At 61.8% G+C, this 26,982-nt stretch carries 29 protein-coding genes; 7 read left to right on the top strand and 22 right to left on the bottom strand.

Going from position 1 to position 26,982, the window contains the following annotated elements; genetic code table 11:
• The first annotated feature begins 109 nt into the window (after nucleotides 1-109).
• Nucleotides 110-1,123, top strand: a complete 1,014-nt coding sequence (hemB, locus tag NVV77_RS01970; RefSeq protein WP_295410200.1) for a porphobilinogen synthase — start codon at nucleotides 110-112, stop codon at nucleotides 1,121-1,123.
• Nucleotides 1,124-1,130: 7 nt separating this feature from the next.
• On the opposite strand, the gene NVV77_RS01975 is transcribed toward hemB, so the two are convergent.
• A complete protein-coding gene (locus tag NVV77_RS01975) occupies nucleotides 1,131-2,069 on the bottom strand; it encodes a DMT family transporter (RefSeq protein ID WP_295410201.1) in 939 nt (312 codons plus the stop codon).
• A 146-nt stretch (nucleotides 2,070-2,215) separates the two neighbouring features.
• Between NVV77_RS01975 and NVV77_RS01980 the strand changes: the two genes are divergently transcribed.
• Entirely contained in the window at nucleotides 2,216-2,731 is a 516-nt protein-coding gene (locus NVV77_RS01980) for an RDD family protein (RefSeq protein WP_295410203.1), read from the top strand.
• Nucleotides 2,732-2,790: 59 nt separating this feature from the next.
• The gene (locus tag NVV77_RS01985) at nucleotides 2,791-3,522 is read left to right on the top strand and encodes an arginyltransferase (protein ID WP_295410206.1); all 732 of its coding nucleotides are present in this window, start codon (nucleotides 2,791-2,793) and stop codon (nucleotides 3,520-3,522) included.
• A 133-nt stretch (nucleotides 3,523-3,655) separates the two neighbouring features.
• Here the strand turns inward: NVV77_RS01985 and NVV77_RS01990 are convergent, their stop codons facing one another.
• From NVV77_RS01990 to NVV77_RS02015, 6 genes are all read right to left on the bottom strand, one after another.
• Nucleotides 3,656-3,964 (bottom strand): Dabb family protein, encoded by a 309-nt coding sequence (locus tag NVV77_RS01990; protein ID WP_295410208.1) that lies wholly within the window; start codon nucleotides 3,962-3,964, stop codon nucleotides 3,656-3,658.
• Between the two features lie 171 nt (nucleotides 3,965-4,135).
• On the bottom strand, nucleotides 4,136-6,436 hold the full coding sequence (gene parC / locus NVV77_RS01995) for a DNA topoisomerase IV subunit A (protein WP_295410210.1): 2,301 nt from the start codon (nucleotides 6,434-6,436) through the stop codon (nucleotides 4,136-4,138).
• A 136-nt stretch (nucleotides 6,437-6,572) separates the two neighbouring features.
• Complete coding sequence (locus NVV77_RS02000; RefSeq protein ID WP_295410212.1) at nucleotides 6,573-7,559, bottom strand: ABC transporter substrate-binding protein; 987 nt, start codon at nucleotides 7,557-7,559, stop codon at nucleotides 6,573-6,575.
• 55 nt (nucleotides 7,560-7,614) lie between these two features.
• A complete protein-coding gene (recO, locus tag NVV77_RS02005) occupies nucleotides 7,615-8,322 on the bottom strand; it encodes a DNA repair protein RecO (protein ID WP_295410215.1) in 708 nt (235 codons plus the stop codon).
• A 1-nt stretch (nucleotide 8,323) separates the two neighbouring features.
• The gene (locus NVV77_RS02010) at nucleotides 8,324-8,968 is read right to left on the bottom strand and encodes a Pr6Pr family membrane protein (RefSeq protein WP_295410217.1); all 645 of its coding nucleotides are present in this window, start codon (nucleotides 8,966-8,968) and stop codon (nucleotides 8,324-8,326) included.
• A gap of 6 nt (nucleotides 8,969-8,974) precedes the next feature.
• Nucleotides 8,975-9,418 (bottom strand): MarR family winged helix-turn-helix transcriptional regulator, encoded by a 444-nt coding sequence (locus NVV77_RS02015; protein WP_295410219.1) that lies wholly within the window; start codon nucleotides 9,416-9,418, stop codon nucleotides 8,975-8,977.
• A 91-nt stretch (nucleotides 9,419-9,509) separates the two neighbouring features.
• On the opposite strand from NVV77_RS02015, the gene NVV77_RS02020 reads away from it, so the two are divergent.
• Nucleotides 9,510-9,848, top strand: a complete 339-nt coding sequence (locus NVV77_RS02020; RefSeq protein WP_295410222.1) for an antibiotic biosynthesis monooxygenase — start codon at nucleotides 9,510-9,512, stop codon at nucleotides 9,846-9,848.
• A gap of 10 nt (nucleotides 9,849-9,858) precedes the next feature.
• Here the strand turns inward: NVV77_RS02020 and era are convergent, their stop codons facing one another.
• The 7 genes from era to rpoZ form a co-directional block, all read right to left on the bottom strand.
• Nucleotides 9,859-10,782 carry a GTPase Era gene (gene era, locus NVV77_RS02025; protein WP_295410224.1) on the bottom strand — a complete coding sequence of 308 codons (924 nt, stop codon included), beginning with the start codon at nucleotides 10,780-10,782 and terminating at the stop codon, nucleotides 9,859-9,861.
• Complete coding sequence (rnc, locus tag NVV77_RS02030) at nucleotides 10,782-11,486, bottom strand: ribonuclease III (protein WP_295410226.1); 705 nt, start codon at nucleotides 11,484-11,486, stop codon at nucleotides 10,782-10,784. Before rnc ends, era begins: the two co-directional genes overlap by 1 nt.
• Complete coding sequence (gene lepB, locus NVV77_RS02035; protein WP_295410228.1) at nucleotides 11,483-12,307, bottom strand: signal peptidase I; 825 nt, start codon at nucleotides 12,305-12,307, stop codon at nucleotides 11,483-11,485. The genes rnc and lepB overlap by 4 nt, the downstream gene beginning before the upstream one ends.
• Before the next feature lie 31 nt (nucleotides 12,308-12,338).
• Nucleotides 12,339-12,758 carry a holo-ACP synthase gene (acpS, locus tag NVV77_RS02040; RefSeq protein WP_295410230.1) on the bottom strand — a complete coding sequence of 140 codons (420 nt, stop codon included), beginning with the start codon at nucleotides 12,756-12,758 and terminating at the stop codon, nucleotides 12,339-12,341.
• Between the two features lie 31 nt (nucleotides 12,759-12,789).
• A complete protein-coding gene (gene pyrE, locus NVV77_RS02045) occupies nucleotides 12,790-13,380 on the bottom strand; it encodes an orotate phosphoribosyltransferase (RefSeq protein ID WP_295410232.1) in 591 nt (196 codons plus the stop codon).
• Nucleotides 13,367-15,652: a bifunctional (p)ppGpp synthetase/guanosine-3',5'-bis(diphosphate) 3'-pyrophosphohydrolase gene (locus tag NVV77_RS02050; protein ID WP_295410234.1), complete on the bottom strand. Its 2,286-nt coding sequence runs from the start codon at nucleotides 15,650-15,652 to the stop codon at nucleotides 13,367-13,369. Before NVV77_RS02050 ends, pyrE begins: the two co-directional genes overlap by 14 nt.
• 146 nt (nucleotides 15,653-15,798) lie before the next feature.
• Nucleotides 15,799-16,167, bottom strand: a complete 369-nt coding sequence (rpoZ, locus tag NVV77_RS02055; RefSeq protein WP_056309918.1) for a DNA-directed RNA polymerase subunit omega — start codon at nucleotides 16,165-16,167, stop codon at nucleotides 15,799-15,801.
• A gap of 224 nt (nucleotides 16,168-16,391) precedes the next feature.
• On the opposite strand from rpoZ, the gene NVV77_RS02060 reads away from it, so the two are divergent.
• Entirely contained in the window at nucleotides 16,392-16,943 is a 552-nt protein-coding gene (locus tag NVV77_RS02060) for an NYN domain-containing protein (RefSeq protein WP_291420536.1), read from the top strand.
• Nucleotides 16,944-17,117: 174 nt separating this feature from the next.
• Here NVV77_RS02060 and smpB read toward each other — a convergent pair whose 3' ends face one another.
• Nucleotides 17,118-17,618, bottom strand: coding sequence for an SsrA-binding protein SmpB (smpB, locus tag NVV77_RS02065; protein WP_295410238.1), 501 nt, complete (start codon nucleotides 17,616-17,618; stop codon nucleotides 17,118-17,120).
• 5 nt (nucleotides 17,619-17,623) lie between these two features.
• Nucleotides 17,624-18,499 (bottom strand): 4-hydroxy-tetrahydrodipicolinate synthase, encoded by an 876-nt coding sequence (dapA, locus tag NVV77_RS02070; protein WP_295410594.1) that lies wholly within the window; start codon nucleotides 18,497-18,499, stop codon nucleotides 17,624-17,626.
• A gap of 125 nt (nucleotides 18,500-18,624) precedes the next feature.
• Between dapA and NVV77_RS02075 the strand changes: the two genes are divergently transcribed.
• Nucleotides 18,625-19,677, top strand: coding sequence for an alpha/beta hydrolase (locus NVV77_RS02075; RefSeq protein WP_295410241.1), 1,053 nt, complete (start codon nucleotides 18,625-18,627; stop codon nucleotides 19,675-19,677).
• Nucleotides 19,678-19,680: 3 nt separating this feature from the next.
• Here NVV77_RS02075 and NVV77_RS02080 read toward each other — a convergent pair whose 3' ends face one another.
• From NVV77_RS02080 to NVV77_RS02090, 3 genes are all read right to left on the bottom strand, one after another.
• The gene (locus NVV77_RS02080) at nucleotides 19,681-19,944 is read right to left on the bottom strand and encodes an OmpA family protein (protein ID WP_295410244.1); all 264 of its coding nucleotides are present in this window, start codon (nucleotides 19,942-19,944) and stop codon (nucleotides 19,681-19,683) included.
• Nucleotides 19,827-21,047, bottom strand: a complete 1,221-nt coding sequence (locus tag NVV77_RS02085; RefSeq protein ID WP_295410246.1) for a hypothetical protein — start codon at nucleotides 21,045-21,047, stop codon at nucleotides 19,827-19,829. Before NVV77_RS02085 ends, NVV77_RS02080 begins: the two co-directional genes overlap by 118 nt.
• Nucleotides 21,048-21,196: 149 nt before the next feature.
• Nucleotides 21,197-22,663, bottom strand: a complete 1,467-nt coding sequence (locus NVV77_RS02090; RefSeq protein WP_295410249.1) for a hypothetical protein — start codon at nucleotides 22,661-22,663, stop codon at nucleotides 21,197-21,199.
• Nucleotides 22,664-23,065: 402 nt separating this feature from the next.
• On the opposite strand from NVV77_RS02090, the gene NVV77_RS02095 reads away from it, so the two are divergent.
• The gene (locus tag NVV77_RS02095) at nucleotides 23,066-23,806 is read left to right on the top strand and encodes an SDR family oxidoreductase (protein WP_295410251.1); all 741 of its coding nucleotides are present in this window, start codon (nucleotides 23,066-23,068) and stop codon (nucleotides 23,804-23,806) included.
• 178 nt (nucleotides 23,807-23,984) lie between these two features.
• On the opposite strand, the gene nagA is transcribed toward NVV77_RS02095, so the two are convergent.
• From nagA to NVV77_RS02110, 3 genes are read right to left on the bottom strand one after another with little or no spacing between them, the layout of a single operon-like run.
• On the bottom strand, nucleotides 23,985-25,145 hold the full coding sequence (gene nagA, locus NVV77_RS02100; RefSeq protein WP_295410253.1) for an N-acetylglucosamine-6-phosphate deacetylase: 1,161 nt from the start codon (nucleotides 25,143-25,145) through the stop codon (nucleotides 23,985-23,987).
• Nucleotides 25,142-26,173 carry an SIS domain-containing protein gene (locus NVV77_RS02105; RefSeq protein WP_295410256.1) on the bottom strand — a complete coding sequence of 344 codons (1,032 nt, stop codon included), beginning with the start codon at nucleotides 26,171-26,173 and terminating at the stop codon, nucleotides 25,142-25,144. The genes nagA and NVV77_RS02105 overlap by 4 nt, the downstream gene beginning before the upstream one ends.
• On the bottom strand, nucleotides 26,170-26,955 hold the full coding sequence (locus NVV77_RS02110) for a GntR family transcriptional regulator (RefSeq protein WP_295410258.1): 786 nt from the start codon (nucleotides 26,953-26,955) through the stop codon (nucleotides 26,170-26,172). The genes NVV77_RS02105 and NVV77_RS02110 overlap by 4 nt, the downstream gene beginning before the upstream one ends.
• Nucleotides 26,956-26,982: the final 27 nt, after the last annotated feature.

Consider the following 26,982-nt stretch of genomic DNA (forward strand, 5'->3'; position numbering starts at 1 on the left):
GAGCGGGAAGAGTTGAGAGCGGTGCGTGGCCCCACCCCCTCCCACCTCCCCATCATTGGGGAGGTGCCGGTCCGGTGGATGTCGGGGCTATGCGGCAAGGAACAGAAGAATGACGCAGAACTGGCCCAAGCATGACATGTCTTTTCTCGATGGCCGTCGGCAGCGGCGGTTGCGGCGGACGGCGTGGAGCCGGGATATGGTGCGGGAAACGGAACTCTTGCCGCGCGATCTGATCTGGCCGCTCTTCGTGATTGAAGGGCAGAACGAGAAGACTGCCATCAAGACCATGCCTGGGGTGGAGCGGCTTTCTATCGACCTGATGGTGGAGGCGGCGAAGGCGGCGCGGGATGCGGGCATTCCAGCGCTGGCGATTTTTCCGAATACGCCGGACCATTTGCGGTCGGAAAGCGGCGCCGAGGCTTACAATCCGGACAATCTGATGTGCAGAGCGCTGGGCGCGATCAAGTCGGCAGTGCCGGATATCGGGCTGATTGCCGACGTGGCGCTGGATGAATATTCGAGCGACGGGCAGGACGGGCTCGTGCGTGATGGGGAAATCCTCAACGACGAAACCGTGGCGGCGATGGTGAAATCGGCGCTGGTTCAGGCCAAGGCGGGCGCGGATATCATTGCGCCTTCAGACATGATGGATGGGCGCGTGGCGGCCATTCGGACGGCGCTCGATGCCGAGGGTTTGGAGCACGTGCAGATCATGTCTTATGCGGCGAAATATGCGTCGTGCTTTTACGGGCCGTTCCGCGAGGCCGTGGGCTCGGGTAGCCGGCTCAAGGGCGACAAGCGCACCTATCAGATGGACTATGCCAATTCCGACGAGGCTTTGCGCGAGATTGCGCAGGATATCGAGGAAGGCGCGGATAGCGTGATGGTCAAGCCGGGCATGCCCTATCTCGACATCATCCGTCGGGCCAAGGACGCTTTCAACGTGCCAATCTATGCCTATCAGGTGAGTGGCGAATACGCGATGATCGAGCTGGCGGGCGCCGCCGGGGCGATCAATCGCGATGCGGCGGTGCTTGAAAGCCTCTGGGCCTTCAAGCGTGCCGGGGTGAATGGCATTCTCACCTATTACGCACTGGAAATGGCGCGGAAGCTGGGGCGCTAAAAGCGCCCTAGCCTGCCCGTTCCGTCGTGCCATCTTCGGCGGCCAATTGGGCTGGACGTTCGCCGCGGCGCGGGCGGAAGGCGCTGACGATACCGGCGAGAGCCACGAGCGCCATGCCGCCAAGTGCGATTGGCTCGGGGGCGTGGCCAAAGACCAGCCAGCCTAAAATGCCGGCCCAGACCAGGTGCATATAGGTCATCGGGGCGACGAGGGCCGCCGGGGCGTAGCGATAGGACTGGGTGAAAAGATAGTGCCCGAGCCAGGCGGAGACGCCGAGGCCGATGAAGAGGAACACTTGTAGCGGCGTGGGGGCGACGCCGTGCATCGTCCAGGGCAGGAAAATGCCGAAGCCGATGGCGCCGACCAGAGCGGAATAGAACAGCATGGCCATGGTGCGCTCTGTGCGCGCGAGAACGCGCGAGAGCAGATTGTAGGTCAGGGACACGACCACGTTGCCCAGCACGAAGATCACGCCCAGCGGATCGAGCCCGCCACCGGGGCGAGCGATGAGCAGGACGCCGGCAAAGCCGATGACCGCCGCCACCCAGGCCATGGGGCCGACCTTTTCCTTGAGCAGCGGGCCGGACAGCAAAACGACGAGAACCGGGCAGAGATAGACGATGGCCGTGGTTTCGGCGACGGGCATGCGTTGGAGCGCCAGGCTGACGAGCAGGGAGCCGATGGCGAGACTGCCGGCGCGGATGAGCACGAGGCCGGTGCGCTGGGTGCGGACCATTTCGCGGCCATGGAGCGGCGCAACAATCGCCAGCATGAGCAGGCAATGGCCGATATAGCGGATGGCCGCCACCATGGGCACATTGTACTCGGTGATGAGCAGCTTGTTGGTCGTGTCGTTATAGGCAAAGAGCAGAGTTGCCCCGATGATGAGGGCAAGGCCGCGCAATGGCTGATCGGTCAGCGGCGCGGGGGCGGAAGTCGTCGACATGTGAGGTTCCGAAGGAGCGAGCGCGGCAGGGCAGGCGACTCGCGAGGGGCAGGATTGGGTCAAGGATAGGCCGGTCACGGGCCGAAGCACAGGAGAATTGCGCAAGAGGTCTTGCATTGCGGCGAGGTCGTGACAATTTCAGCATTATGACCCAGGAATATGCTCAACCCCGCCCCTATCTGCCCGACCCTGCCACCGCGCCGGAGCTGTTCGACGGCCTGCTGACGCGACGGGTGATGGCCTACTTCATCGACCTTGCCATCATGGGCGGGCTGGTGCTGGCCGCGACCATTGTCGGCGGCATATTGGGCTTTCTGACCTTTGGGCTTGCCTGGGCAGCACTGGTCTTTGTCGTGCCGGCGGTGATCGTGCTCTATTATGCGGCAACGCTTGGCTCACCGCGGCGCGCCACGATTGGCATGCAGATGATGGATATCGTTCTTACCCCGACACGCGGGCAGCCGCTTGATGGCTGGATGGCAATCCTTCACCCGCTGGTCTTCTGGCTGACGTTCTGGATCTGCTGGCCGATCTCGCTGCTCTTCGCGCTGTTCACGCCGCGCCGGCAGATGATCCACGATTTCGTGGTCGGCACGCTGATGGTGCGTCGCTCGCCGATGATCCGGCACTGGCAGAACGCCCGTAGCAGCGCATTTTACTGAAATATTGCAGGCGGGTGACGGGAGGGGTACAATCGCCGGATTGTAGCCATGGGTCGTAGATGACCGACCAGTCGCCAGAAACTACCCAACTCTTCCTTACAGCGGCCATGCCGTGCCCGTATTTGCCGGGCCACATGGAGCGTAAGCTGTTCACGCATCTCAGCGGGCGCCGGGCGTCGGCGCTGCATCATGTGCTGAGCGACAACGGTTTCCGCCGCAGCCAGAACCTGATTTATCGGCCGGCCTGCGAGGGCTGCAATGCCTGCCAGTCGGTGCGAATCGTGGCGGGGGAATTTGCGGCTTCCGGGCGGTTCCGGCGCGTGTTGCGCGCCAATGCCGATATTTCCATCACCGTACGGCCGACGACGGCGACGGTGGAGCAATACGAACTGTTCAAGCGCTATCTGGACTCCCGCCATGCCGGGGGTGGCATGACGCAGATGTCGTATCAGGACTATGAATACATGGTCGAGGATACGCCGGTGCAGTCGGTGCTGGTGGAGTATCGGTTGCGCGACCATCCCGACCAGACGCTGGTGGCCGTGGCGCTGACCGATGTGATGCCCGATGGGCTGTCCATGGTCTATTCGTTCTACGATCCCGACCTGACACATCGCAGCCTCGGGACCTTTCTCATTCTCGACCACATTGCGCAGGTGCGCTCGGCGCGGCTGAACTATGTGTATCTCGGCTATTGGGTGAAGGACTCGCCCAAGATGGCCTACAAGGCGCAGTATCGCCCGCTGGAAGTGCAGCGCGGGCATGCAGGGTGGTGCCGGGTCGAGGACTAAGGCTTTCCGTACATGCTCAGTGTCATTCCCGCGAAAGCGGGAATCTCTCTTCTGATGCGGGAAACAGAGATCACCGCTTTCGCGGGGATGACGCTGTGGGTGTGGGTGCGCTGATCGACGAGGGCTTAGGCTCTCAAACCACCATATCGAACACGATCAAACCGTCCCGACCGCCTTCCAGGGCGGCGACCAGTTTTGCGCCGGCGGCTTTGTGGTCGGGGTGGATGAGGTAGGCGTCGCGGGCGGCTTCGTCGGCAAATTCCATGGTGAAGCCATCGACGAAGCCTTTGTGGAGGCCTTCGGGGGAAACGTTGGGGCCGGCGCTCATGCCGAGGAAGCCCGGGACGACTTCACGTAGCGATTCAAGTTCGGCGTAGATAGCGGTGCGATCTTGCTGCGTTACTTCAGGACGGAAACGGACGAGGACGCAGTGGCGGATCATTTTTGTTGAGTCCTGTGAATCGGTTGGGACCGGAAGTTCATTCGGTGAGGCATCCCTCACCGCGTCACCCTCGGGCCTGACCCGAGGGCCTTTTACTTTGTCAGCGAGACCGCGAAGTATGGTCCCCTCGGGTCATGCCCGAGGGTGACGTACGGTGGGCGCGTCCGGCCCTCACCCGACGAATTTGTTATTCTTCGGGAAGCCTGTCGGTGGCTGGCGGCCGGCGGTGGCGCGGTCGGCCAGCCAGTCGGTGAGTTCTTCCGTGGGCTTGGAATAGGTGCGGCCCGAGCTATCGGTCCAGGTGAGGCCATCGGCGGCGTAGAAGGTCTTGATGTCGGAGATGCCGCCATCCTTGTAGCGCTGCAGGCGTACGCCCTTGCCGCGGGACATGGTGGCGAGCTGGGCGATGGGGAAGACCAACAGCTTGCGGTTTTCGCCGATGACGGCGACGCGGTCGCCATCGCAGGGGACCATCAGGCGCGCTTCTTCGGGCAGCGAGACGTTGAGGATCTGCTTGCCCTTGCGGGTATTGGCGATCAGGTCGTCTTCGGGGACGATGAAGCCATAGCCGGCCGACGAGGCGACGATGCGCTTGGTGCCGGGGCGATAGACGAAGAGGTCGACAATGTCCTGCCCCTCTTCCATATCGACCATGATGCGGACCGGCTCGCCCTGGCCGCGGCCGCCGGGGAGCTTATCGGCACCGAGCGTATAGACCTTGCCGCCGGTGGTGAGCATCAGCAGCTTGTCGGTGGTTTCGCAATTGAGGGCGAGCTTCAGGCGGTCGCCGGTCTTGAAACCCTTTTCGTCGACCGGGGCATTGTGGCCCTTGGGCGCGCGGATCCAGCCCTTTTCAGAGAGGATGACGGTGATCGGCTCGCGCTCGATGAAGGCTTCGGTGATTTCGGCGGCGTCGGCAGTCGGAGCATCGAAATAGACGGTGCGGCGGGCGCCAAGCGGATGCGGAGTTACGCCATCGGCTTCGAAGAGCGGATAGGCCTTTTTCAGCGCCTCGACCTGGCGCGAGATTTCGCCCCACTGCTTCTTGTCGGAAGCCAGAAGCGCTTCGAGCTTGCCCTTTTCGGCCGTCAGGTTCTCGTGCTCCTTGCGCAGTTCGAGCTCTTCGAGCTTGCGCAGCGAACGGAGCCGCATGTTGAGGATGGCTTCGGCCTGGTTGTCCGTCAGGTCGAAGGTCGCCATCAGGCTCTTCTTGGCATCGTCCTCCTCGCGGATGATGCGGATCACCTCGTCGAGATTGAGATAGGCGACGATATAGCCTTCGAGCACTTCGAGGCGGTTGGCGATCTGTTCGAGCCGATGTTCGCTGCGGCGGACGAGAACGATCTTGCGGTGGTCGAGCCAGGCGCGCAGGGCATCGGCAAGGCTCATGACGCGGGGCGTCGTGCCCTTGTCGAGAACGTTCAGGTTCAGCGGGAAGCGCAGTTCAAGTTCGGTGAGCTTGAAGAGCTGTTCCATGAGGATGACGGCATCCACGGTGCCAGCGCGCGGCTCGAGCACGAGGCGGATGTCGTCGGCGCTTTCGTCGCGGACGTCCTTGAGGAGCGGCAGCTTCTTGGCGAGGAGCAGTTCGGCGATCTTTTCGACGAGACGCGATTTCTGCACGCCATAGGGAATCTGTGTGACGACGATCTGGTAGACGCCCCTGCCCTTTTCTTCCTTGCTCCAGACGGCGCGGTGGCGGAAGGCGCCGCGGCCGGTTTCGTAGGACTGGACGATGGAGGAGCGGGATTCAACCAGGTGCCCGCCCGTCGGGAAATCCGGGCCGCGGACGAGATCGTCCATGCTGGGCGGGGCGGAGAGATCGGCGTGGATCAGGTCTTCCGTCGTCGCTTCGGGATTGTAGATCAGTTTTAGCGCGGCGTTGCAGAGCTCGACGATGTTGTGCGGCGGCACGGAGGTCGCCATGCCCACGGCGATGCCGGTGGAGCCATTGGCGAGCAGGTTCGGGAAGTTGGACGGGAGCACGACAGGCTCTTCGTCTTCGCCGTCATAGGTGGGACGGAAGTCGATGGCGTTCTCGGTGATGCCTTCAAGGAGGCGCATCGAGACCTCGGTCATGCGCGATTCCGTGTATCGCATGGCCGCGGCGCTATCGCCGTCGATATTGCCAAAATTGCCCTGGCCATCGACGAGGGGATAGCGGAGGGCGAAATCCTGCGCGAGGCGGACCAGGGCGTCATAGATCGACTGGTCGCCATGCGGGTGGAACTTACCGATCACATCGCCGACGATACGGGCGGATTTCTTGTAGCCCTGGCCGGGGTCTAAACGCAGCAGGCGCATGGCGTGGATGATGCGGCGATGGACGGGTTTCAGGCCGTCGCGGGCATCGGGCAGCGCGCGCTGGGTGATGGTCGAGAGGGCATAGCTCAGATACCGCTCTTCGAGCGCCTGCTTGAGATCAACGATGCGCTGATCGTCGGCGGGCGGCAAGGTATCGGCGTCGGACATGCGTGGCTCAATCTGCAAGAGAACGAATCAGGAGCAGAGTATAGTCCAGCCGGCTCGGAAAGGCAGGTTTTGCGGGGTTTTACCCCGGTTTCCGCAGGTTTGGCCGGGGCAAAAATGCCCCGACCGGCGCATGCGGTCAGTTTTGGGCAAATGGGACGAATTCGCGGCCGGCAATATGGGTCAGCACGGAGTCATTGGCGATTTCGAGCGAGCGGAACGACGAAGCGTAGATCGGCGAGCGGGGCAGGATGACGAGCTGATGGTTGCGGCAGAAGTGTACGATGTCGCAGAAACCGGGGATCAGCGCCTCGAAAGCCTCGCGGATCAGCTGGGGGCTCGCCTGCTCACTTGAGGCGATCTCATAGGTGCTGAAGGCGAAATCGGCGTCGAGCTCGGGGAGAAATTCGGGGCTGAACTCGGCGTCGCCGCTCGCGTCGGTGATGTCAGCGATGACCTTGGGCTTGGCGAAGCCGATATCGTCGAGCACCTGCGAGAGGGCGTAGTAGGTGCGCGAGCCGTTGATGTAGCCGTCCTTGGGCCAGGGCTGGATGATGGAGACCGAGATGTCGGCGGCGTCGGGGACGAGACGGCGGGATTCGGCGATCTGCTGCTGGTAGAGCGCCAGGCGGCGATCGTATTCGTCGGTGAGATTGGCGGCATCGGCGACTGCGTGCATGCGGCCGAAATAATCGAGGCCGACGACGTCGATCAATACCGTCGGGGCAATCTTGTTGAGGTTTTCGAGCAGTTTGTCGTCGTTGCCGGCGCGACCGATGATGAGGTCTGGCTCAAGCAGCGCAATCTTTTCGAGGTCGATCTCGTTGAAGATGCCGACGAATTCGATGTCCGAATTGTCGTAGTCGACGCCGTAGAGAGTGTTGACGGTGCGGATATAGGGCTCACCGGCGTCGTCGACGCGGCCATGGCTGCCGGCGATCTTGTCGACGCCGCCGAACTCGACGAGCGGCAGGGTGATGCTGAGATCGTGCAGCGAAACGATGCGCTGCGGATCGGCGGGGATTTCCACGGCGCCGTTTGCCGCCTCGAAGGTGCGCGTTTCGGCAGCGACAAGCGGCAAGGCCATCAAAACAAGCGCCGCCATGGCGCCAGCAAACCTGATCATCGTCAGCTCCGGTATTGGTCGATATAAAGCTGACTTATCAAATCATATTTTTACGTCAATGGTCTCTGCTGAGGATATCGATCAACGCTTCGCGGACGGATGGATGGTCGATCTGGCGCGCGGACCAGATGTGGCGATCGAGGAAATGGCCTGTCAGCTTGAAGGCGTCGCGGATGTCGTCGGGGGAGGCATTGCCACGTTCGTGGAGGAAACTGGGGAGCGGCAACAAACGATCGAGATAGGGGGCGGCGGCGGCGCGGGAGACGGCCCGACCGGTTTTGGGAGAGACGTGGGTGAGATCGGTCGTGGCGCCGGTGGCGGCGCAGCTAAAGAGATCGAGGCCGAAGCCGAGTTCGTCGAGGAGAGCGAGTTCAAAGCGTGCCAGCGCGGGGCCGTCGGGTGGGTTGTCGATGAGCGACAGAGCCTCGCCCAGGAGGCGGTCGTGGGGATCGCGCTCGGGCAGCAGGCGCAGGTGGTCGCAGACGAGCTGGGTGAGGTAGAGCTTTGAGCGGTCGGCCATGAGGTCGGCAGCGCGGCTCTGCATGAGTTCGACGGTGAAGGTGCCCAGATGGTCTTCGAGGCGGGCGCGCCAGGTTAGTTGGATGGTATTGCCGACCTGCAGGGCGGGCGCGAGTTTTGAGGATCGGCCGCCGCGGACGAGGCCCAAGCAGCGCCCGCGGCCTGCCACCATGGCCTCGGCGATGAGGCTGGTTTCGCCGTGGCGGCGGACGCCAATAAGCAGGGCTTGACCGGTCCATTCCACGTCAGGCTGTCACGCCCGCGGGATTTGCACTTGCACCAATCCGGCGATCGATCCAGACGACGCCGAGGCCGACGATGAGGAACAGTGCGGTGATAATGAGAACGGTGACGGCGACCTGGGCCGTGCCGTTGGTGCCGACATCGATGAAGGGATAGGCGAAGTGCCCTTCGGAGAAGCCGCGGGCCAGGGCATAGACGAGATAGACCAGCGGATAGATGGCCCAGAGCGTTGGATCGGTCCAGCGAAGCGTGAGCTTTGGGGTGAAGAAAAACCAGTAGATCGGGACCAACAGGGGGATCAACTGGTGGAGGAGCATGTTGGAGATGAGTTCGACGCCCGTCAGTTCCTGCAGACCGCGCAAGAGGACGCCATAGACGACCCCGACAAGCACGATGGCCAGCATGACGCCGGCGAGGAAGCGCGGATGGATGCTGTGGCGACCGCCGAGCGCGAGGACTGTGAAAACGACGGCCACGAGGAAATTGGTGAGGATGGTGAAATAGCCGGAGAGCACCCAGAGCGAGACGAAGAACGAGCCGAACTTGACCACCTGCCCTTCGAGGGTGATGCCAAGGCCGACCCATGCGCCCAGGGCGATCGCAAGGGCGATGAGGCGGCTCAGCCAATCAGTCTGCGTCTGGGTCATTCGCGCTCACTCCGCCTGATCGCCAAGTCGCTGTTCCAGTCTTGCGCGCAAGCTCTGTAACACCTCGGCAGCGATGGCTATTTTTTCCGTTTCGAGCCCTTCCGCAAGCCCATCGACCCAAGGGCGCTGAAATTTATGGATCACGTCGAACGAGCGGCGACCTGCCTCACTGAGGCAAATGAGCTTGGCGCGCTTGTGGTGCGGATTGTCCTTGAGGTCGACAAGGCCAGCATCGACCAATTCGTTGACGAGACGCTGGACGCTCTGGCGGGCGAGACCCATGTCGCGGGCGATGTGGGCGACCGGCTGCGGTGTCGGCGCCATGGCGACCGTGCCAAGCACCTGCCAGCGGGCGCTGGTGAGGCCCAGCGGCGCGACGAGGTCATCGCCCGACGCCACGAGCAGGGCATTGGCACGGAAAATATCGAGGAACAGGGCGCTCAGCGCCATGGATGAATTCATATTGACAGCACAATACCGTTTTGACAGCATACTGTCAATTCAACGGATCAGTTGAACGACCTCAGCATGGAGACCAGAGATGAACACCCCAGCGCAAGCCAAGAATGCTTCTGTCTTTCGTATCGACAGTTTTGCCGTGCCGGCAGAGGCCCGCGAAGCCTTCATGGCACAGGTGCAGGACACCAAGGATTTTCTCGACAAGCAGAAGGGCTGCCTGCAGAACCTGGTGCTGGAGCACCATTCCGGCGCGCAGCGCTTCAATGTGGTGACGGTGGTGGAATGGGAAAGCGAGGCGGCCTTTGCCAATGCCAAGACCGCCATGATGGAAAAGCGGGGGATGAGTGGTTTTGATCCCGCCCAGTTCCTCAGCGCCCTCGGCATCGAGGCGAATATGTCGAACTACGCGGCCGTGCCCTGAGGGGGCACGGCTACTTCTTGTTCTGCGGAAATTCGAGGCCCATTTCCTGATAGCGCTCGGGATCATCAGCCCACTTTTCGCGGACTTTGACGAAAAGGAAGAGGTGGATCGGCACCTCGTACATTTCCATCAGTTCCTTGCGGGCTTCCGCACCGATGGACTTGATGGTCTGGCCGCCGGCGCCGAGCACAATCTTCTTGTGGCTGTCGCGGGTGACGTAGACCACCTGGTCGATCTTGTAGGAGCCGTCCTTCTGGATCTTGAAGGATTCCGTTTCGACCGTGGAGTTGTAGGGGATCTCGTCGTGCACACGCAGGAACAGCTTTTCGCGCGTGATCTCGGCGGCGGTGATGGCCATGGTAAGATCGGTGAGGTGATCTTCGGGGAAATGCCAGGGGCCGGGCGGGATGTGCTTGACGCACCAGTCGATGAAGTCCTGCACGCCGTGGCCCTTTAGGGCCGAGAGCATGAAGGTGGCTTCAAAGCGCAGGCGCTCGTTGAGCGTTTGCGAGAGCGTCAGCAGGCGTTCGTTTTTCACCGTGTCGATCTTGTTCAGGATCAGCACGCGCGGCTGCTTGATGTTTTCGAGGCCCTCAAGGAGGATTTCGATATCGGGGGTGATGCCGCGATCGACGTCGATGATGAAGGCGACGAGATCGGCATCCCCTGCCCCGCCCCAGGCGCTATCGACCATGGCGCGCTCAAGACGGCGTTTTGGCGCGAAAATGCCGGGCGTGTCGATGAAGACGAGCTGGGCCTGATCCAGCGTCAGGACGCCGCGAACCTGGCTACGCGTCGTCTGCGCCTTGTGGGTGACGATGGAAACCTTGGTGCCGACGAGGGAATTGAGCAGGGTCGACTTGCCGGCGTTCGGGGCACCGACAAGAGCGATGAAGCCGCAGGAGGTGTTGGTGAGATCGGCGGGTTCGGTCATCAGCTTTCCTTCCAAACCTTCTGGCGCTTGAGGAAGTCCTCGGCAGCCTTGTGTTCGGCGATTTTCTTCGAGGGGCCGGTCGCCGAGATGCGGTCAAATCCCGCTAGATCGATGGCGATGGTGAATTCGGGGGCGTGGTCGGGGCCGGTGCGCTCGACCAGGGCATAGGTCGGCGGCTCAAGGCCGCGGGCCTGGGCCCATTCCTGGAGCGTAGTCTTGGCATCGGCGCGATGCGTCTGGCCATCGGCGATGAATTCTTCGAAATGGCGCTCGATGAAGGTGCGAGCTTCTTCGAGGCCTCCATCGAGATAGATGGCGCCAATGATGGCTTCAGTGACGTCGCCCAGAATGGCTTCCTTTTCGGCGCCGCCGGTGCGGGCTTCGCTGTCGCCAAGGATCAATTCGGGGCCAACGTCGAGCTGACGGGCGATGACGGCGCAGGTTTCCTTGCGCACGAGCGTATTGAGCGTGCGGCTCAATTCGCCTTCGTTCGCCTTGGGGAAGCGCTGATAAAGCATGTCGGCGACGACGAGGCCAAGCACGCGGTCACCGAGGAATTCGAGGCGCTGATAGGAGCGTTCGACGCGCTTGCCGGGGGAAACGGCGCTCGAATGGGTCAGCGCACGAGCGAGAAGGTCCGGATCGGCAAAATTGTAACCGATCCGGACCTGAAGCTTTTCGTGGCTTTTGTCGCGCCGGCTCACAGCGCTTCCGTGGTGAAGAACGGCTTGTCGCTATCGACGCCCTGCATCATGCGGTCCCAACGGACGTTGGCGGGCCACTGCCAGATCTGCCAGGGCGGAATATTGTTCTTGATGGAGAAGAAGCGGGCTTCGGCCTTGGCGATGAGATTGACCGCGGGCACATAGCCGACCTGGCTCAGGACGCGGCTATCGGCGGAGCGGTCGCGGTTGTCGCCCATCATGAAGAAGTGGCCGGCGGGCACGACATATTCAGGCGTGTTGTCGAGCGGCGCGTTGTCGGAGATTTCCTGGATGATGTGCGTCGTGCCTTCCGGGAAGGTCTCGCGATAAACGGTCACTTCGCGGGCATCGCCATTGCTGTCGGTATCGATGGTTTTGCCAAGCTCTTCGCGCTCAACCATGGTGCCGTTGATATAGAGGCGGCCTTCGATCATCTGGATGCGATCGCCCGGCAGGCCGACGACGCGCTTGATGTATTCCATGTTCTGCGGAACCGGACGGAACACGGCGATGTCGCCGCGGTTCGGGTCGCGGCCCATGATCCGGTTAGAGATCGGCAGTTCGAAATCGAGCAGCGCGAAATCGCCATAGCGGCCGAGCGAGAACGAATGCTTGCCATAGCCCCAGACGAATTTGTTGGCGACGAAGTAGTCGCCAATCATCAGCGTCTGCTGCATCGAGGCAGTGGGGATGGAGAAGGGCTGATAGAGGAAGAAGCGCAGCACGATGGCGATCAGCAGCGCTTCGACAATGACCACGAAAGTATCCCACCACTCGTTGGCGGCGGATTTCTTGGCAGGTTTTTGGGCGGATTGGGTCATTGCAATTCCAGGATCAGCGCTGACGAGAGCGTTAGACGCTTGCCCTTGCAGGGTCAACCGGCAGCGCTTCGATGATGACGAAAGCCTGCGCCAGGCCCGCGTCGTCGGTAATTGTGATGTGGATATGGGGCTCGTGGCCCGCCGGGACAAGGCGCTCCAGGGCGCGCAGGGCGCCATTGGTGAGTTTCATCGTGGGCTTGCCCGAGGGCAGGTTCACAACGCCCATGTCGCGCCAATAAACGCCGAAACTAAGGCCGGTGCCGAGAGCCTTGGAGCAGGCTTCCTTGGCCGCAAAGCGCTTGGCATAAGAAGCGGCGCGCTGGGCGCGGCGGTCGGATTTCGCGCGTTCGAGTTCGGTGAAGCAGCGGTGGGTGAAGCGCTCGCCATGGCGGTCGAGCGCAGCGCCGATGCGGTGGATCTCGATGAGGTCGGAGCCGAGGCCGATGATCATTTTCTTGCTCCTCGTTCGCGGCTCCGGGCCACTATTTCACGCCCTGAATGCCGCGGCTGCCGGGCTTGATAGCCGGGATGGCGGCGAGTTCGGGCGGCAACTGATCTGCCGGATAGGCCGGGACCTTGAATTCGATGAGCGAGACCAGCGGCACGCCCACATCGGCTTCGCCGGCCGAGCGGTCAATGAGGCAAGCGGCGGCCACGACATTGGCGCCGATACCGCGGAGGGCGGCGACGCATTCGCGGATGGAGAGGCCGGTCGAGACGATGTCTTCGACGACGATCACCTTGTCGTCAGGCGAAATCTCAAAACCGCGGCGCAGTTCGAACTGGCCTTCGACGCGCTCGGTGTAAAGCGCGGGCAGGCCAAGCTGACGGGCGGTTTCGTAGCCGGGGATGATGCCACCGATGGCCGGCGAGACGACCTTGGTGACGCCGGGGACTTCAGCCTTGATCTTCTCGGCCAGTGCCTTGCAGAGCTTTTCGGTCTCGGCGGCGTATTGAAACACCTTGGCCTTCTGCAGGAACAGCGGCGAGCGGAGGCCTGAGGACAGGATGAAGTGGCCTTCGAGCAGCGCGCCACACTTGCGGAAAGTATCCAGCACTTCATCTTTCGTCACGGCGCGCACTCCTGTCTATCTTGCCGTCCCATTCGAGGGTCGAGATCATGCTCGCTTCCCTCAGGCCAGCCCGCTGGACGGCGGAAAGGCCGGGACTGCGCTTGAGCGTTGCCAGAACATCGGTCAATTGCGCAAGGTCGCGGACCTCGATTTCAAAAATCATCTGGTGGAAGTCGGGCGAAATCATCCGCATGACCAGATTGTTGATGTTGGCCTCACACGAAGCAATGGCAGCCGAAATCTGTGCCAGCGAGCCGGGACGGTTGACCGATTCCATCGAGATGACGGTGGCGTAGAGCTTGTCTTCAGTCGCCGCGACATCCCAGCGGACATCCACCCAGGCGACATCGCCGTCGTGCTTTTCGATCAGCGCGTCGGAATGGATGGGATAGACGGTGAGTGGCGCATTGGGTTCCAGAATGCCGACGAGCCGATCGCCGGGGACGACCCCCTCCCCCGACATGGTGACGGGGGTGTGGAAATCGAGCTGGGCGAGAGCTGCCTTGGCATTGGGGCCGGCATGCTGGCCGCCGGGCACGCGGAACTTGAACTGATCGGTGGCGCGCAGGGCAAACCAGCCATCGGCCGTGTCGGCCACGGGCAGGTCGAGCTTGCGGCGGCGCTTACGGATGCCCTTCACCTTGGCGAGGGCATTGCCGAGATCTTCGCTGCCGATCTTGCCTTCGCCCACGGCGACGAGGAATTCGCGCTTGCCGACCTGGCCGAGTTCTTCGGCGAGGGTCTTGCTCTCGCTATCGTCGAGCATGACGCCTTCGCGTTCGAGCATCATGTTGAGGACGTGTTCGCCCAGGGCATAAGCGCGCTGCATGGTCGACTGTCGCACGGCGCGGCGAATGGCGGCGCGGGCCTTGCCGGTGGCCGCAATGCCGATCCAGTTGCTCGGCGGGCGGTGGTTCTGGTCGCGCAGGATTTCGACTTCGTCGCCGGAGCGGAGCTGGGTGACGAGCGGCAGGATCAGGCCATTGATCTTGGCGCCGACGCAGGTATCGCCGATGTCCGTGTGGAGCGCATAGGCGAAGTCGATGGGCGTCGCGCCGCGCGGCAGGGCGATGAGGCGCCCGCGCGGGGTGAAGCAGAAGACCTGGTCCTGGAAGAGCTCGAGCTTGGTGTATTCGAGAAAGTCTTCGGCGGAGATGCCCGAGGTCAGGTGGCTGATCGACTGGCGCAGCGAGCCATAGGCCTGGGACTCGTTCTCGATGCGGCCGAGATTGGCCGAGGAGCCATCCTTGTAGAGGGCATGCGCCGCGATGCCGAATTCGGCAATGCGGTCCATTTCCTCGGTGCGGATCTGCAGCTCGACGCGCTGGCGGCTGGGGCCGACGATCGTGGTGTGGATCGAGCGATAATCGTTGTGCTTGGGGACCGAGATATAGTCCTTGAAGCGGCCGGGCACGACTTTCCATGTCGTGTGAATGAAACCGACGGTGCGGTAGCACTCCTCGGTCGACCCGACGATGACGCGGAAGCCAATCATGTCGGAGAGCTGTTCAAGCGCGATGGACTTGCGCTGGATTTTCGAAAAGATCGAATAGGGCGACTTCACCCGCGCCTTGACGCGCGGAGTGATGCCCTCGGCCGACAGGCGCTCGGTCAGTTCGCGTGTGATGGTGTCGATGGTTTCCTTGTTCTCGGCCTGCAGATGCTCAAGGCGTTCGATAATCGCCTTGTAGTGATCGGGCTGGAGAATGCGGAAGGAGAGATCTTCAAGCTCGTTGCGCATGTCCTGCATACCCATGCGGCCGGCGAGCGGGGCATAGATATCCATGGTTTCCTGGGCGATGCGCTGCTGCTTGTCGGCGCGCATGTATTGCAGGGTGCGCATATTGTGCAGGCGATCGGCGAGCTTCACCAGGAGGACGCGCACGTCCTGGCTGATGGCGAGCAGGAGTTTGCGCAGGTTTTCGGCCTGGGCTTCCTCGCGGCTGACGAGGTTGAGGCGTTCGATCTTGGTCAGGCCATCGACGATGGTGGCGATCTCGGCGCCAAAAATCTGGTCGATCTCGGCGCGGGTCGCGTCGGTGTCTTCGACAGTGTCGTGGAGCAGGCCCACGGCGATCGAGGCATCGTCGAGCTTCAATTCGGTGAGAATGGCTGCGACTTCGAGCGGATGATTGAAATAGGGGTCGCCAGAGGCGCGCTTTTGCGAGCCATGCTTCTGCATGGCGTAGACATAGGCCTTATTCAACAACTGCTCGTCGGCGTTCGGGTTATAGGCCTGAACACGTTCGACGAGCTCATACTGACGCATCATGGAAGTCGCCGCTCTCGGAAGATTCCATACTTAGCGCGTTGAATGAAAATAGGAAGAGACGGAAGGACAGTTTCGAAGTGCAGTAAACGAAACACCCCCGGACAAGCCGAGGGTGTTTCATAGTTTGCTGGTGCCAGCCGATCGACTTAGTCGTCGCGGCGTTCCGGCGGCGCGAGGCTCTCGATGCCGCGCAGCAGTTCTTCTTCGCTGATCGTATCGAAGTTGATCGAGTCGTCGTCGCCGGCGCTCTCGATGAGCGGAGCAGCATGGCTCTCGGGCTCGTCGACCTCGACATACTTCTGCAGCGAGTGGATCAGGTCTTCATGCAGGTCATCGGGCGAAATGGTGCCATCGCCGATTTCACGCAGGGCAACGACAGGGTTCTTGTCGTTGTCGCGCGATACGGTGATCTGGGCGCCTGAGGAAATCATGCGCGCACGATGAGCGGCCATGAGCACGAGGTCGAAGCGATTGTCGACCTTTTCGATGCAGTCTTCAACGGTGACGCGTGCCACGAACGTCTCCAAAATTGTGGGGAGAAAGTCTCCGCATACACCACGTTAACCGGGATAGCAAGCTTGACCCCAAAAGCGACTCCTCTTGCACTGCCGATCCCGAGAAAATATACGGATAGAGAACTTAAGATAAGCATCAGGGCGAGATTGCCTCGCCGCGCCCCGGGGCAGATGGGCGCAGTGTGATTGCAACCAACTCATTTCATTAAGGAAATTTGAAAAGCATGGCCGTAGATCCACGGGAGAAGATTGCGCTCTTCATCGATGGCGCCAATCTTTATGCCACGTCGAAGGCGATTGGCGTCGACATCGACTATCGCAAGCTGCTCAGCGAATTCAGCAGCAAGGCCTATCTTTTGCGGGCCAATTATTACACCGCGCTGATCGAGGATCAGGAATATTCCTCGATCCGGCCCCTGATCGACTGGCTCGATTATAATGGCTATACGGTCGTCACCAAGCCGGCCAAGGAATTCACCGACGCTCTCGGGCGCCGGAAGGTGAAGGGCAATATGGACATCGAGCTTTGCGTCGATGCGCTGGAGCTCTCCCCCTATTTCGACCACCTCATCCTGTTTTCCGGCGACGGCGATTTTACCGCACTGGTCGCAGCGCTGCAGCGCAAGGGCAAGCGGGTGACGGTGGTTTCGACGCTGACCACGTCGACGCCGATGATCTCGGACGATCTCCGGCGGCAGGCAGACTTTTTCCTCGATGTGGCGGAATTGGCAAAGACCGTGGGCCGCCCGCAGGTGCAGAGGCCAGTGGAGGCTTGACGGGGAACATGTGATGCGCGCCCCCCTTTGATAGGGTGTGGCCCAGCCTCCCTTGTTCCCACCGCGTCATTCCCGCGAAAGCGGGAATCCCATTGCACGGAAACAGAGATTCCTGCTTTCGCGGGAATGACGCGGTGCATTTTGAAGAGAAGTCTGAAGTAACGAGCGCGGCTCTCAGCCCCGCCCGCCTTCCTTCATGATGCGGGCCTTGTCACGGTTCCAGTCGCGGTCGCGGCTGGTGGCGCGCTTGTCAAAATTCTTCTTGCCCTTGCCGATGCCGATGAGCAGCTTCGCCCGGCCCTGATCGTTGAAATAGAGTTTCAAGGGCACGATCGTGTGGCCGGCGCGGGCGACTTCCTGATCGAGGCGGGCCAATTGCTTCTTGCTCACGAGGAGTTTGCGCGGGCGCTTTTCCTGGTGGTTGAAGCGATTGCCTTGCAGGTATTCCTGGACGTGGGAATTGATCAGCCAGAGTTCGCCCTTTTCGGGGGAAGCATAGGACTCGGCGATCTGTGCCTTGCCCATACGCAGCGACTTGACCTCGGTGCCAGTCAGCTCGATGCCGGCCTCGAGAGTATCGCCGATCTCATAATCAAAGCGCGCGCGACGGTTCTCAGCCACGAGGCCGTGGCTGATCCATCCGTTCTTGTTCTTGTCGTTTTTGGGTGTAGCCATAAAGCTTAGATAAGCCCTGCATGGCTCATTGCAAAGTCCATCGCGTCCTGGGTCGGCTTGCTGATCGGGGTCAGCGGCAAGCGCATTTCATTGGCGCAGAGATTCAAGCGGTTCGCCACATACTTGGCCGGAGCCGGATTGGGCTCCATGAACAGGTCCTTGTGGAGGAAAGCCAGCTTGTCGTTGATGTCGCGGGCACCGGCGAAATCACCGGCCAGCGAGAGTTCCTGCATCTGCGAACAAAGGCGCGGTGCCACGTTTGCGGTCACCGAAATGCAGCCATGGCCGCCATGGGCGTTGAAGCCCAATGCGGTGCTATCGTCGCCCGAGAGCAGGATAAAATCCTTGCCGAGCTTGACGCGCTGCATGGTGGCGCGTTCGAGATTGCCGGTCGCGTCCTTGACACCGATGATGTTGGAATGCGCGTCGCGAAGGCGCGCGATGGTGTCGACGGTCAGGTCGACAATCGTGCGGCCGGGCACGGAATAGAGAATAACCGGAATGCCGACAGCCTTGGCGACAGCCGAGAAGTGCTGGAAGAGGCCTTCCTGGTTCGGCTTGTTGTAGTAGGGCACGACGGAAAGCACGGCATCGGCGCCGGTTTCTTCGGCGAACTTGGCCAGTGAAACGGCTTCGGCAGTCGAATTGGAGCCAGCGCCCGCGATGATCGGCACACGCTTGTTGGTCACTTCGACGCAGATTTCGACGACGCGGCGGTGTTCTTCGTGGCTCACGGTCGGGCTTTCGCCCGTGGTGCCGACAGGAACGAGGCCATGCGAGCCTTGCTCGATCTGCCACTCGACAAAGCTTGCGAAGGCTTTCTCATCCACTGCCCCATCGCGCATGGGAGTGATGAGTGCCGTGATCGAACCTCGCAACATTTTGTCGGTATTCCTCAATTGGCCCGGAAAACCGGGCTGCGCATGATCGGGATTGTGGCCGAAGGGGCCTTCGGAGACGCGCACCATACTTTCAAGTTCAATCTGTCACAAGACGAATGGCGCGCTTGAGCCGCTCTGCGCAAAAAGCTGCGGCGCAAAAACATCAGGGGCTTGATCGTCATGCCTTCGGACGGGCACAACAGAGCCGAGCCCGAGGGCCCGGGGATAAATCCATGTTGCGCAAACGCCGCGTCGTTCCGCCCGATCACAAGCCTTTTGCTGCTTTTCCGGTGCAATTCATCGAAACGCGCGACGCCACAGTGCGGGCGGCAGTGCATGTCACCGCGCCCCTGAGCCGGGGGAAAATACCGCTCGTGTGCCTCGCGGGCCTGCAGCGAAACATGAGCGATTTTGCTGATTTCGCTAGCTATTTCAGGCGCTTGGGGACGGGCAATTGGCCTATGGTACTGATTGACCTGCCGGGTCGCGGCCGCGCCGATGACCGGACGAAGGCCGAAGACTACAACTCGCTTAGCGATGCGCGTGACGTCGCCGATATTCTGGCAGCCTTGGGCATAGGGCGAGCGATTGTTCTGGGTCAGGGCCATGGTGGGCAGGTTGCCATGGCGCTGGCCGCCGCACATCCGTTGCTGGTGGCAGGCACCATCCTGCTCGATGCCGGGCCGATGGTCGATTCGCGCGGTATTGTGCGATTACGTAACAATCTCAAGCACATCGACGGGTTGAGGGGCGCCAAGCGCGTCGCGGCGGGATTCCGCCGCATGCTGGCGGGCGACTATCCTGAACTCTCGGAGGAGGCGCTCGACGCCCTGGCGCAGCGTAGCCATACCATCGACAAGCGTGGACGAGCGCTGCCGCTATTCGATGAGCGCTTGCTGGCGCCTTTGGAGGCCATCAGTTTCAACGATGTACTCACGCCGCAATGGCCACTCTTCGACGCGTTGAATGGCGTTCCGCTGATGATCCTGCGCACGCAACTGACGGACCAATTGCGGCGCGAGACCTATGAGGAAATGGTCCGGCGGCGGCTGGATGCGCTGGCGCTGACCATTGCAGGACAGGGCTCCCCTGCCCTTTTCGACCAGCACGATGAAATCGAAGCCGTTGCCGGCTTCGTTTTCAAGGTGGGCGCGCAAGTTCGGAGCAAGGCAGCCTGAACCTCAGGCGCCCTGGCGCACCGAAACGACGATGCGACGGTTTTGTGCCTTGCCGACGGCCGTTGCGTTGTCGGCAACTGGCTGGGATTCGCCATAACCGATGGCGTAGAGGCGTTCCGGGCCGACACCCAGACCGATCAGTGCCGTGATCACCGCTTCGGCGCGCGCGACGGACAGCGCCAGGTTCGCAGCGGCTTCACCGTCAGAATCGGTGTGGCCGGCGACATCGATGGCGGCGCCCGGGCAGTGGTTGATCGCGTCCGCCATAGACGCGAGGATCGCCTCCGTCCCCTCGGCAAGAACGGCAGCGCCTGAGCGGAAGAGAATGCCGTTTTGAGCGGAGAGCGCTGCGAGCGTGGTTCGGCACTGCTCCAGGGTTTCGGGCGAGCCAGACGGTGCAGGAGCGACTTGAGCTTGCGGCGCAGCTTCGACCACGGGGGCTCGACGGGCTCAGCTGCAGGTTGAGCCACTTCCTCGGCCGGCGCCGGCTCGGCCACAACGGGTTCTGGCGCGCTCGATGCAACCTGCGTCTGCTCCGGGACGGCCGGAGCGCTTGGCGCGGGCGCGGCAAGGGCAAGCCCCCAGCCCGTTTCGCTCAGATGATCACGAGCGAAGGTCGCCCGGATGGACTCGGCATCGGCAGCGGTTAGCGGCGTGCCTGAAAAGAACCAGGCACCACTATCGAGCTTGATTTCTCCCTCTTTCAGTAGGGCGAAGAGCGGCAGGACTTTGTCGATGCTGGCTTCAAAATTCAGAGGTTCGCCCGAACCGAAGCGCAGGGTGGAACTGGCACGCGCGCCCACTGCCAGAAGAAGGCGCTGCTCGAGCTCGGGCTCAGGGACAAAACCGGAGAGCAGCACGTTGCCATTGGGCTGGCGGCGAAGCGAAAAGGCATACGACTCGACATGCGGCGCAGAAATTTCAGCCATGGCGAGGATGAGCCCCGGCGGAACCTGATCTGCCAGCGTCTGATGCAGGGCGATGAAATCTGCCTGGGTTGCCGCGACGCCGCTCACCGACAGGACGGAACCGCGCAGGGCAAAACGGCCTTCCGAGAAACGACCGAGCACATCGAGGCCGAAGGCTGTCGCGGCATCATAGCCCGAGGGCGCCCCAGAGCCGAGCTTGAGCCAGGAAATGTCGGCACCGGCGTGGAGGCCAAGGGCATCACGCACAGCGGCACTGGGCGCATAACCGTCAAAAACCAGCGTACCGCCCGGCTGGCGCGAAATGCTGACCCAATAGTCGGCGACTTGCGGCGGCGGCACGGCAACGACGGAGGATTGCGCAAGGGATGAAGGGCCAGAGGCCAAAACCAGGCCAAGCGCGATCATGCCTGATGTCACGAGGTGACGAAGGTGCCTCTTCATATCGATTCCATTAAGTGCCGCATTGCCGGGACGTTAGATGATTTGCCGCGAGGGCAAAAGCGGCGCGGCGGAGAAAGCAAGAGTTGCTCCCAAAAGCAGAAAGGCCCGGCGTGAGCCGGGCCTTTCCGTTCGGAAACCGAAGCTTCGAATTATTCGAAGGACTTGGCAGCCTTGAAGGTGACCTTGTAGGCGGATTCGGAGTTGATTTCGCCCTTGACGGACGAGGTGAAACCACCACCCGGAGCCCAAGCCAGTTCGGCCGCGCCGTAGACGATCGAGTCGTTGGCGAAGGCAGCGTTGTCAGCGATGGCGTTACCGAAGTAGCCACCGAGTTCACCGGTGACCTTGATGGTTTCGGTGACGGCAGCAACGATCTGGGCAGCAACCTGAACGGTCGACTTGTCGTTGCCGACAGGTCCGATGTCGTCGAAGAAGTAACGAGCGCCGAGGTTGATCGACACGCCTTCGGTAACATTCACACCGACGGAACCGCCGAAGCCGTAGTCGGTGTAGTTGACCGGAACGTCGGTCACGTTGGCAACTTCACCCGAGAGGGCGATCTTGAACAGATCGAAGGAACCTTCGACGCTGACGAGAGCGTTCAGGACGTCAGCCGTGCTGAACTTGTGGTTGTTCCAGTAGGAAACCGCACCGCGAACCTTGAAGGCATCGAAGGTGCCGGTTGCGCCGGAGTGGATTGCCCACGATTCAACGTTGCCATCGAGCACGCCGAAAGCAGCGCCGGTGATGTGTGCGGTGACGCCTTCACCAGCGTAGGAGAGCACGCCAACGAGGGTACCAGCGGTGCTGCCGGTGTTGGTGCCAGCGAGAAGGGCACCACTGGAATCGGTGCTGGTGATAGCACGACCGCCGAGGTTTTCGAGGCCAACGCCGACGTTCACGCCGTTGCCGAGATCGGAAACGACCTGAATGACGTGACCGCCGAGACCATCATAGTCACCGTCAATGCCAACACCCTTGCCATCGATAGCGTCGGAGTTGAAGAGACCGAGGAAGTTGAACGGTTCGTCGTCGCCGAGGTTGGCGATCGAGCCCTTCTTACCAGCCATGATCACGGTGGTGTCGCCGACCGAAACATAAGCTTCGTCGATCGAGAACGCCTTGGTATCGCCATGAGTCTGGACGCCAGGGAACAGGGCGGCACCAGGAGCCGGCGTGACATTGCGGGCAGCCTGTGCACCTTCATTCCAGCTCTGGTAGCGCTCGACGCCCTTCAGCTTGATGACGGCCTTTGCAGGACCAAAGTCAGAGTCAGCGGTGCCAACAGCCTTGAGCCAAGCTTCAACCTTCGATTCCCAATCCTGGTCGAAACGAGCACCGGCGAGATCGACATAAGCGTTGCCGCGAGTGATGTTACGGTTGCCGTCGAAAGTACCAGCAACAGCAACTTCCTGGTTGAAGTCGCCCCACTGGAATTCATAGGTCACGCCGCCCGAGAGCTGCAGGCAGTTGGTGTCGGACGAGATGGTCAGGCCGGAGAGACCGAGCGCATCGCAAACGTCCAGCGAGGTGAGAACGCCAAGATCGGCAGCAAAGCCGGCGGTCGAGAGACCAGCAGCGGCAACAGAACCGAGGATAAGGCTCTTGAGTTTCATTAGTTGACCTCCAAAGTCAGTCATTTGGTGCCGGTTACCCAGCGGTTTGTCGTAACGCGACCACACTATTCGTGGTGCAGTGTGTTGCCGTCGCGTTGCGACCGACAAACGATCCCATGCATGGATTCGCAAGACCCACTCTACGCATGCAAACATCGGACGCAATCGAACAAAGCTGGATTCACGCTCGCCACAATATGGTTGCGATCCGGATGTTGCAGATTCAGCACACAGATCGAAACCACCTGTTAAGACTTCTGAAGAGGCTCTTAAAACAGGCCTGAATTCAGGGGTTTCCGCCGTCACAATGGCGCGAGGGACCCGTCGCAGGCGGGAATTTGACACACGTACCCCACTGCCCGACACATGGCACAACCGTGACCGACTTGTGGAGGAGTGACTATGACATCGAACGGATTCGCCCTTGTAACCGGGGGCACATCGGGCATCGGCAAGGCTGTCGCGCTGGGGCTAGCGAAGGCCGGATGGACGGTGACCATTTGCGGACGGCGTGCAGAACTCCTCGACGAAATCACACGCGATGGACAGGTCGATGGTGCCGTTTGCGATGTGACTCGGCCTGAAGAGGTCGCGAATCTCTTTGCAGGGATTCGGGAAAAGCAGGGCCGCCTTGACCTCGTGTTCAACAATGCCGGGCGTTTTGCGCCGGCAAAGCCGTTCGGCGATCTCGACGTGGCAACCTGGCGCGAGATGATCGATACGAATCTCAACGGCGCCTTCTATGTGGCCCGTGAAGCTTTCCGGCTGATGCGCGAACAAGACCCGCAGGGCGGGCGCATCATCAACAATGGCTCGATCTCGGCCTATGTGCCGCGGCCGCAGGCGGCGTCCTATACGACCTCGAAGCACGCGATCACCGGGCTGACCAAGGCGATCTCGCTCGATGGGCGCGCGTACAATATTGCCTGCGGGCAGATCGATATTGGCAATGCGGCGACGGATATGACGAGCCAGATGAATTCGGGCTCACTGCAGGCCAATGGCTCGATGATGCCCGAGCCGACCTTCGATGTGACGCATGTCGTGGAGGCGGTGACCTATATGGCCGGGCTGCCGCTCAGCGCCAATGTGCAGTTCATGACGGTGATGGCGACGAACATGCCCTATGTGGGAAGGGGGTAGCTCGCCGCACACAAGGCAGCTGCCATTCGAGCACGGCTCTCATGGCCTTCTCACCTCAAATCGCTCCACCGGAGCGATTTGCCCTGCGGGACGGGTCGAAGTGTGCAGTTCATGATGGTGATGGCGACGAACATGCCCTATATCGGGCGGGATTGATCCCCGCCCAAAGGGTTCTGCCTCAGTCGTGAAAAACTTGTACGCCGTCGATCCAGGTTGCCTTGACCTGCCTGTCATCGGACAGGTGTGCAAAGCTGCCTACGGCGCCACGCTGTAGCGTGCCATAGGTGGCTTCGATGCCCATGGCTTCGGCGGGATAGAGCGAAGCCATGCGGAGGACTTCGTCGAAATCGAGCCCGATGGTGTCGACCATGAAGTTGACGGCATCGATCATGTCGAGATCGGCGCCGGCCAGTGTGCCATCGGCGAGACGCAGGGCACCGTCGGCGCGGGTGATGGTCCGGCCGTTGAGCGTCAGGGTCTGGATGTCGGTGCCGGTCTGCGACATGGCGTCGGTGACAAGGAAGATCTTGCCCGGGCCGCGCTTGGCCCGAAGGGCGGCCCCGATGCTGGCGGGGTGTACATGGATACCGTCGGCGATGAGGCCGGCAAAAGCTTTGGGGTTGTCGAGCGTAGCGCCGACAACGCCGGGCTCGCGATTGCCCATCTGGCTCATGGCATTGAAGAGATGCGTCGACATGGTGGCGCCGGCTTCGAAAGCCGCCACGGCGGTCGTGTAGTCGGCGTCGGAATGGCCGATGCTGACCACGGCGCCAGCTTCGGAGAGAACAGCAATCTGCTGCGGGGTCGCCGTTTCGGCGGCAACGGTGCAGATGAGATTGGGCAGCGTTTCAGCGGCGCGCTTGAGACGGGCGAGATCGGAATCGTCAATGGGGCGGATCAGGGCCGGATCGTGCGTGCCCTTTCGCGCCAGCGACAAGTGCGGGCCCTCAAGGTGCAGTCCGATGAAGCCCGGCACGCGAGCCTCTTCGGCCGCGAGGCCGGCAGCAATGGCCCTTTCGTTGACCTCGGCCGTGTCGGTGATCAGCGTCGGCAGGAGTGCCGTGGTGCCGAACTGGGCGTGGGCGGCGCAGATGGTGCGGATGGCGCCGAGCGAGGTGTCGTTGTTGAAAAGGATGCCGCCGCCGCCATTGACCTGGAGGTCGATGAAGCCGGGCACGATCATGCCGCCGTCGAGGGTGACGCGCTCGGCATTGGCCGGAATTTCGCTCGCCGGGACGATGCCGGCGACATAGCCGAACTCGATCAGCAATGCTGCATCGTCATGCCAGGTGGCGCTGTCGAAAATGCGGGCGCCAGTGATGGCGAGAAGATCGCTCATACCGTTTCCGTGACTTTCTTGAGGGCCGGTGGCACGTCGGGATTGAGACCGCGATGGCGGGAAAGCGCCTCGACGAAACCATAGAAGGAGACGATCAGCGCCAGCGGGTCGGTGATCGGATGACCGGTCGCCGCGAAAGGCAGCGGCTTGGCGGCGCCAGCACGGGTGCTGGTGAGGAAGGCGAGAGCGCCCTGCCCTGCGAGCTTGTGCGCCATGTCGGCAACCGAGGCTTCGGCAGCGTCGCGCGCGGCAAGACCGAGGACGGGATAGCCCGGGGTCACGATCGCGACGGGGCCGTGCATGACTTCGGCAGCGCTATAGGATTCGGCCTGGATATTGCAGGTTTCCTTGAATTTCAGCGCAGCTTCATTGGCAATGGCAAAGCCCGGGCCGCGGCCCAGAACATAGAGCGCGTTATGACCGTCTAGTGCGGTGATCAATTCGGACCAATCGCAGGTGACGGCCTTGGCGAGGCTTTCCGGCAGGGCGGCAACGGCGCGGGCGAGATCAGCATCGCCGCTCCAGCGCGCCAGCAGCGCAAGGCCAGCGACCACGGAGGTCACAAAGCTCTTGGTGGCCGCGACGCTCTTTTCGAGGCCGGCATGCAGATCAATGGTGAAATCGCTGGCTTCGGCAATGGGCGAGCCGGCGGTATTGGTGATGGCGATGGTGGTCGCGCCGCTGCGACGGGCCGACTGGGCCATGCCGACAATGTCGGGGCTCTTGCCGGACTGGGAAATGGCGATGGCCACGGCGTTGGAAAGGCGCAGATCCTTGCCGTAGATCGAGGCGATGGACGGACCGATGGATGCAACCGGCAGGCCGAGCGTCAGCTCGATGGCATATTTCAGATAAGCCGAGGCATGGTCAGACGAGCCGCGGGCCACGGTGACGACAACGGACGGATCGACTTCGCGCAGGCGCGTGGCGGCGGCGTCGAGGGTCGGAGCAGCTTCGGTGAGGAAGCGGGACACAACCTGTGGGATTTCATCCACTTCGCGGCGCATATGCGTTTGGTTGGTCGTCATTTTATCGCTCCATTGACAGGTGCTTCGCCCAGCCGGAGCTCGGCGACGAAGTCGTACGTATCGCCCCGATAGATGGAGCGGGTGAATTCGATAACGCGGCCCGAAGCCAGGTAGGACGTGCGCTCGATGTGAAGGCCCGCGGACCCGACCGGCACCTGCAGCAAGTGCGCATCATCGTCGTTGAGATGGGCAGCGCGGATGCGCTGGATGGCGCGGACCGGACGATTGCCCGAGAGATCGAGGTGCTTGTAGAGCGAATCCCCGATTGCTGCTGGATCAGGCAGGATTGAGCCGGAGAGACTGGCGCGCTCGATGGCGAGCGGCATATCGCCAGTGAGACGCAGACGCGAAATGCGCGCGACCTTTTCGCCCGAGGAGAGGCCGAGAATGACCGTTTCTTCCGGCGAGGGGATATAGAGACCACGATCGAGCCATTCGGCGCGCACGGCCATGCCGCGGCGGGCCATGTCTTCGGTGAAGGAGGTCAGCTGGGAAAGCGACTGCTCGACGCGTTGCGTGGCGGGGGCAACAAAAGTACCCGAGCCATGGCGCTGCACGAGCACGCCTTCCTGCACCAGATGCGACACGGCCTTGCGCACGGTGACGCGCGACACGTCGACTTTTAGCGCCAGATCGCGCTCGGACGGCAGGGCATCACCGGGATTGAGGGCGCCACTCTTGATGGCTTCTTCTACCCAGCGCTTGAGCTGGAGATAAAGCGGACCACCCTGCGGCAGGGTAACGGGGCGATCGGAAAAGAAGGTTTCATATGTCTCGGACATGTTTTTCCTCCTGTTCTCTGTCATAGT

It is taken from the genome of Devosia sp., assembly GCF_024707125.1.
Taxonomy (GTDB): domain Bacteria; phylum Pseudomonadota; class Alphaproteobacteria; order Rhizobiales; family Devosiaceae; genus Devosia.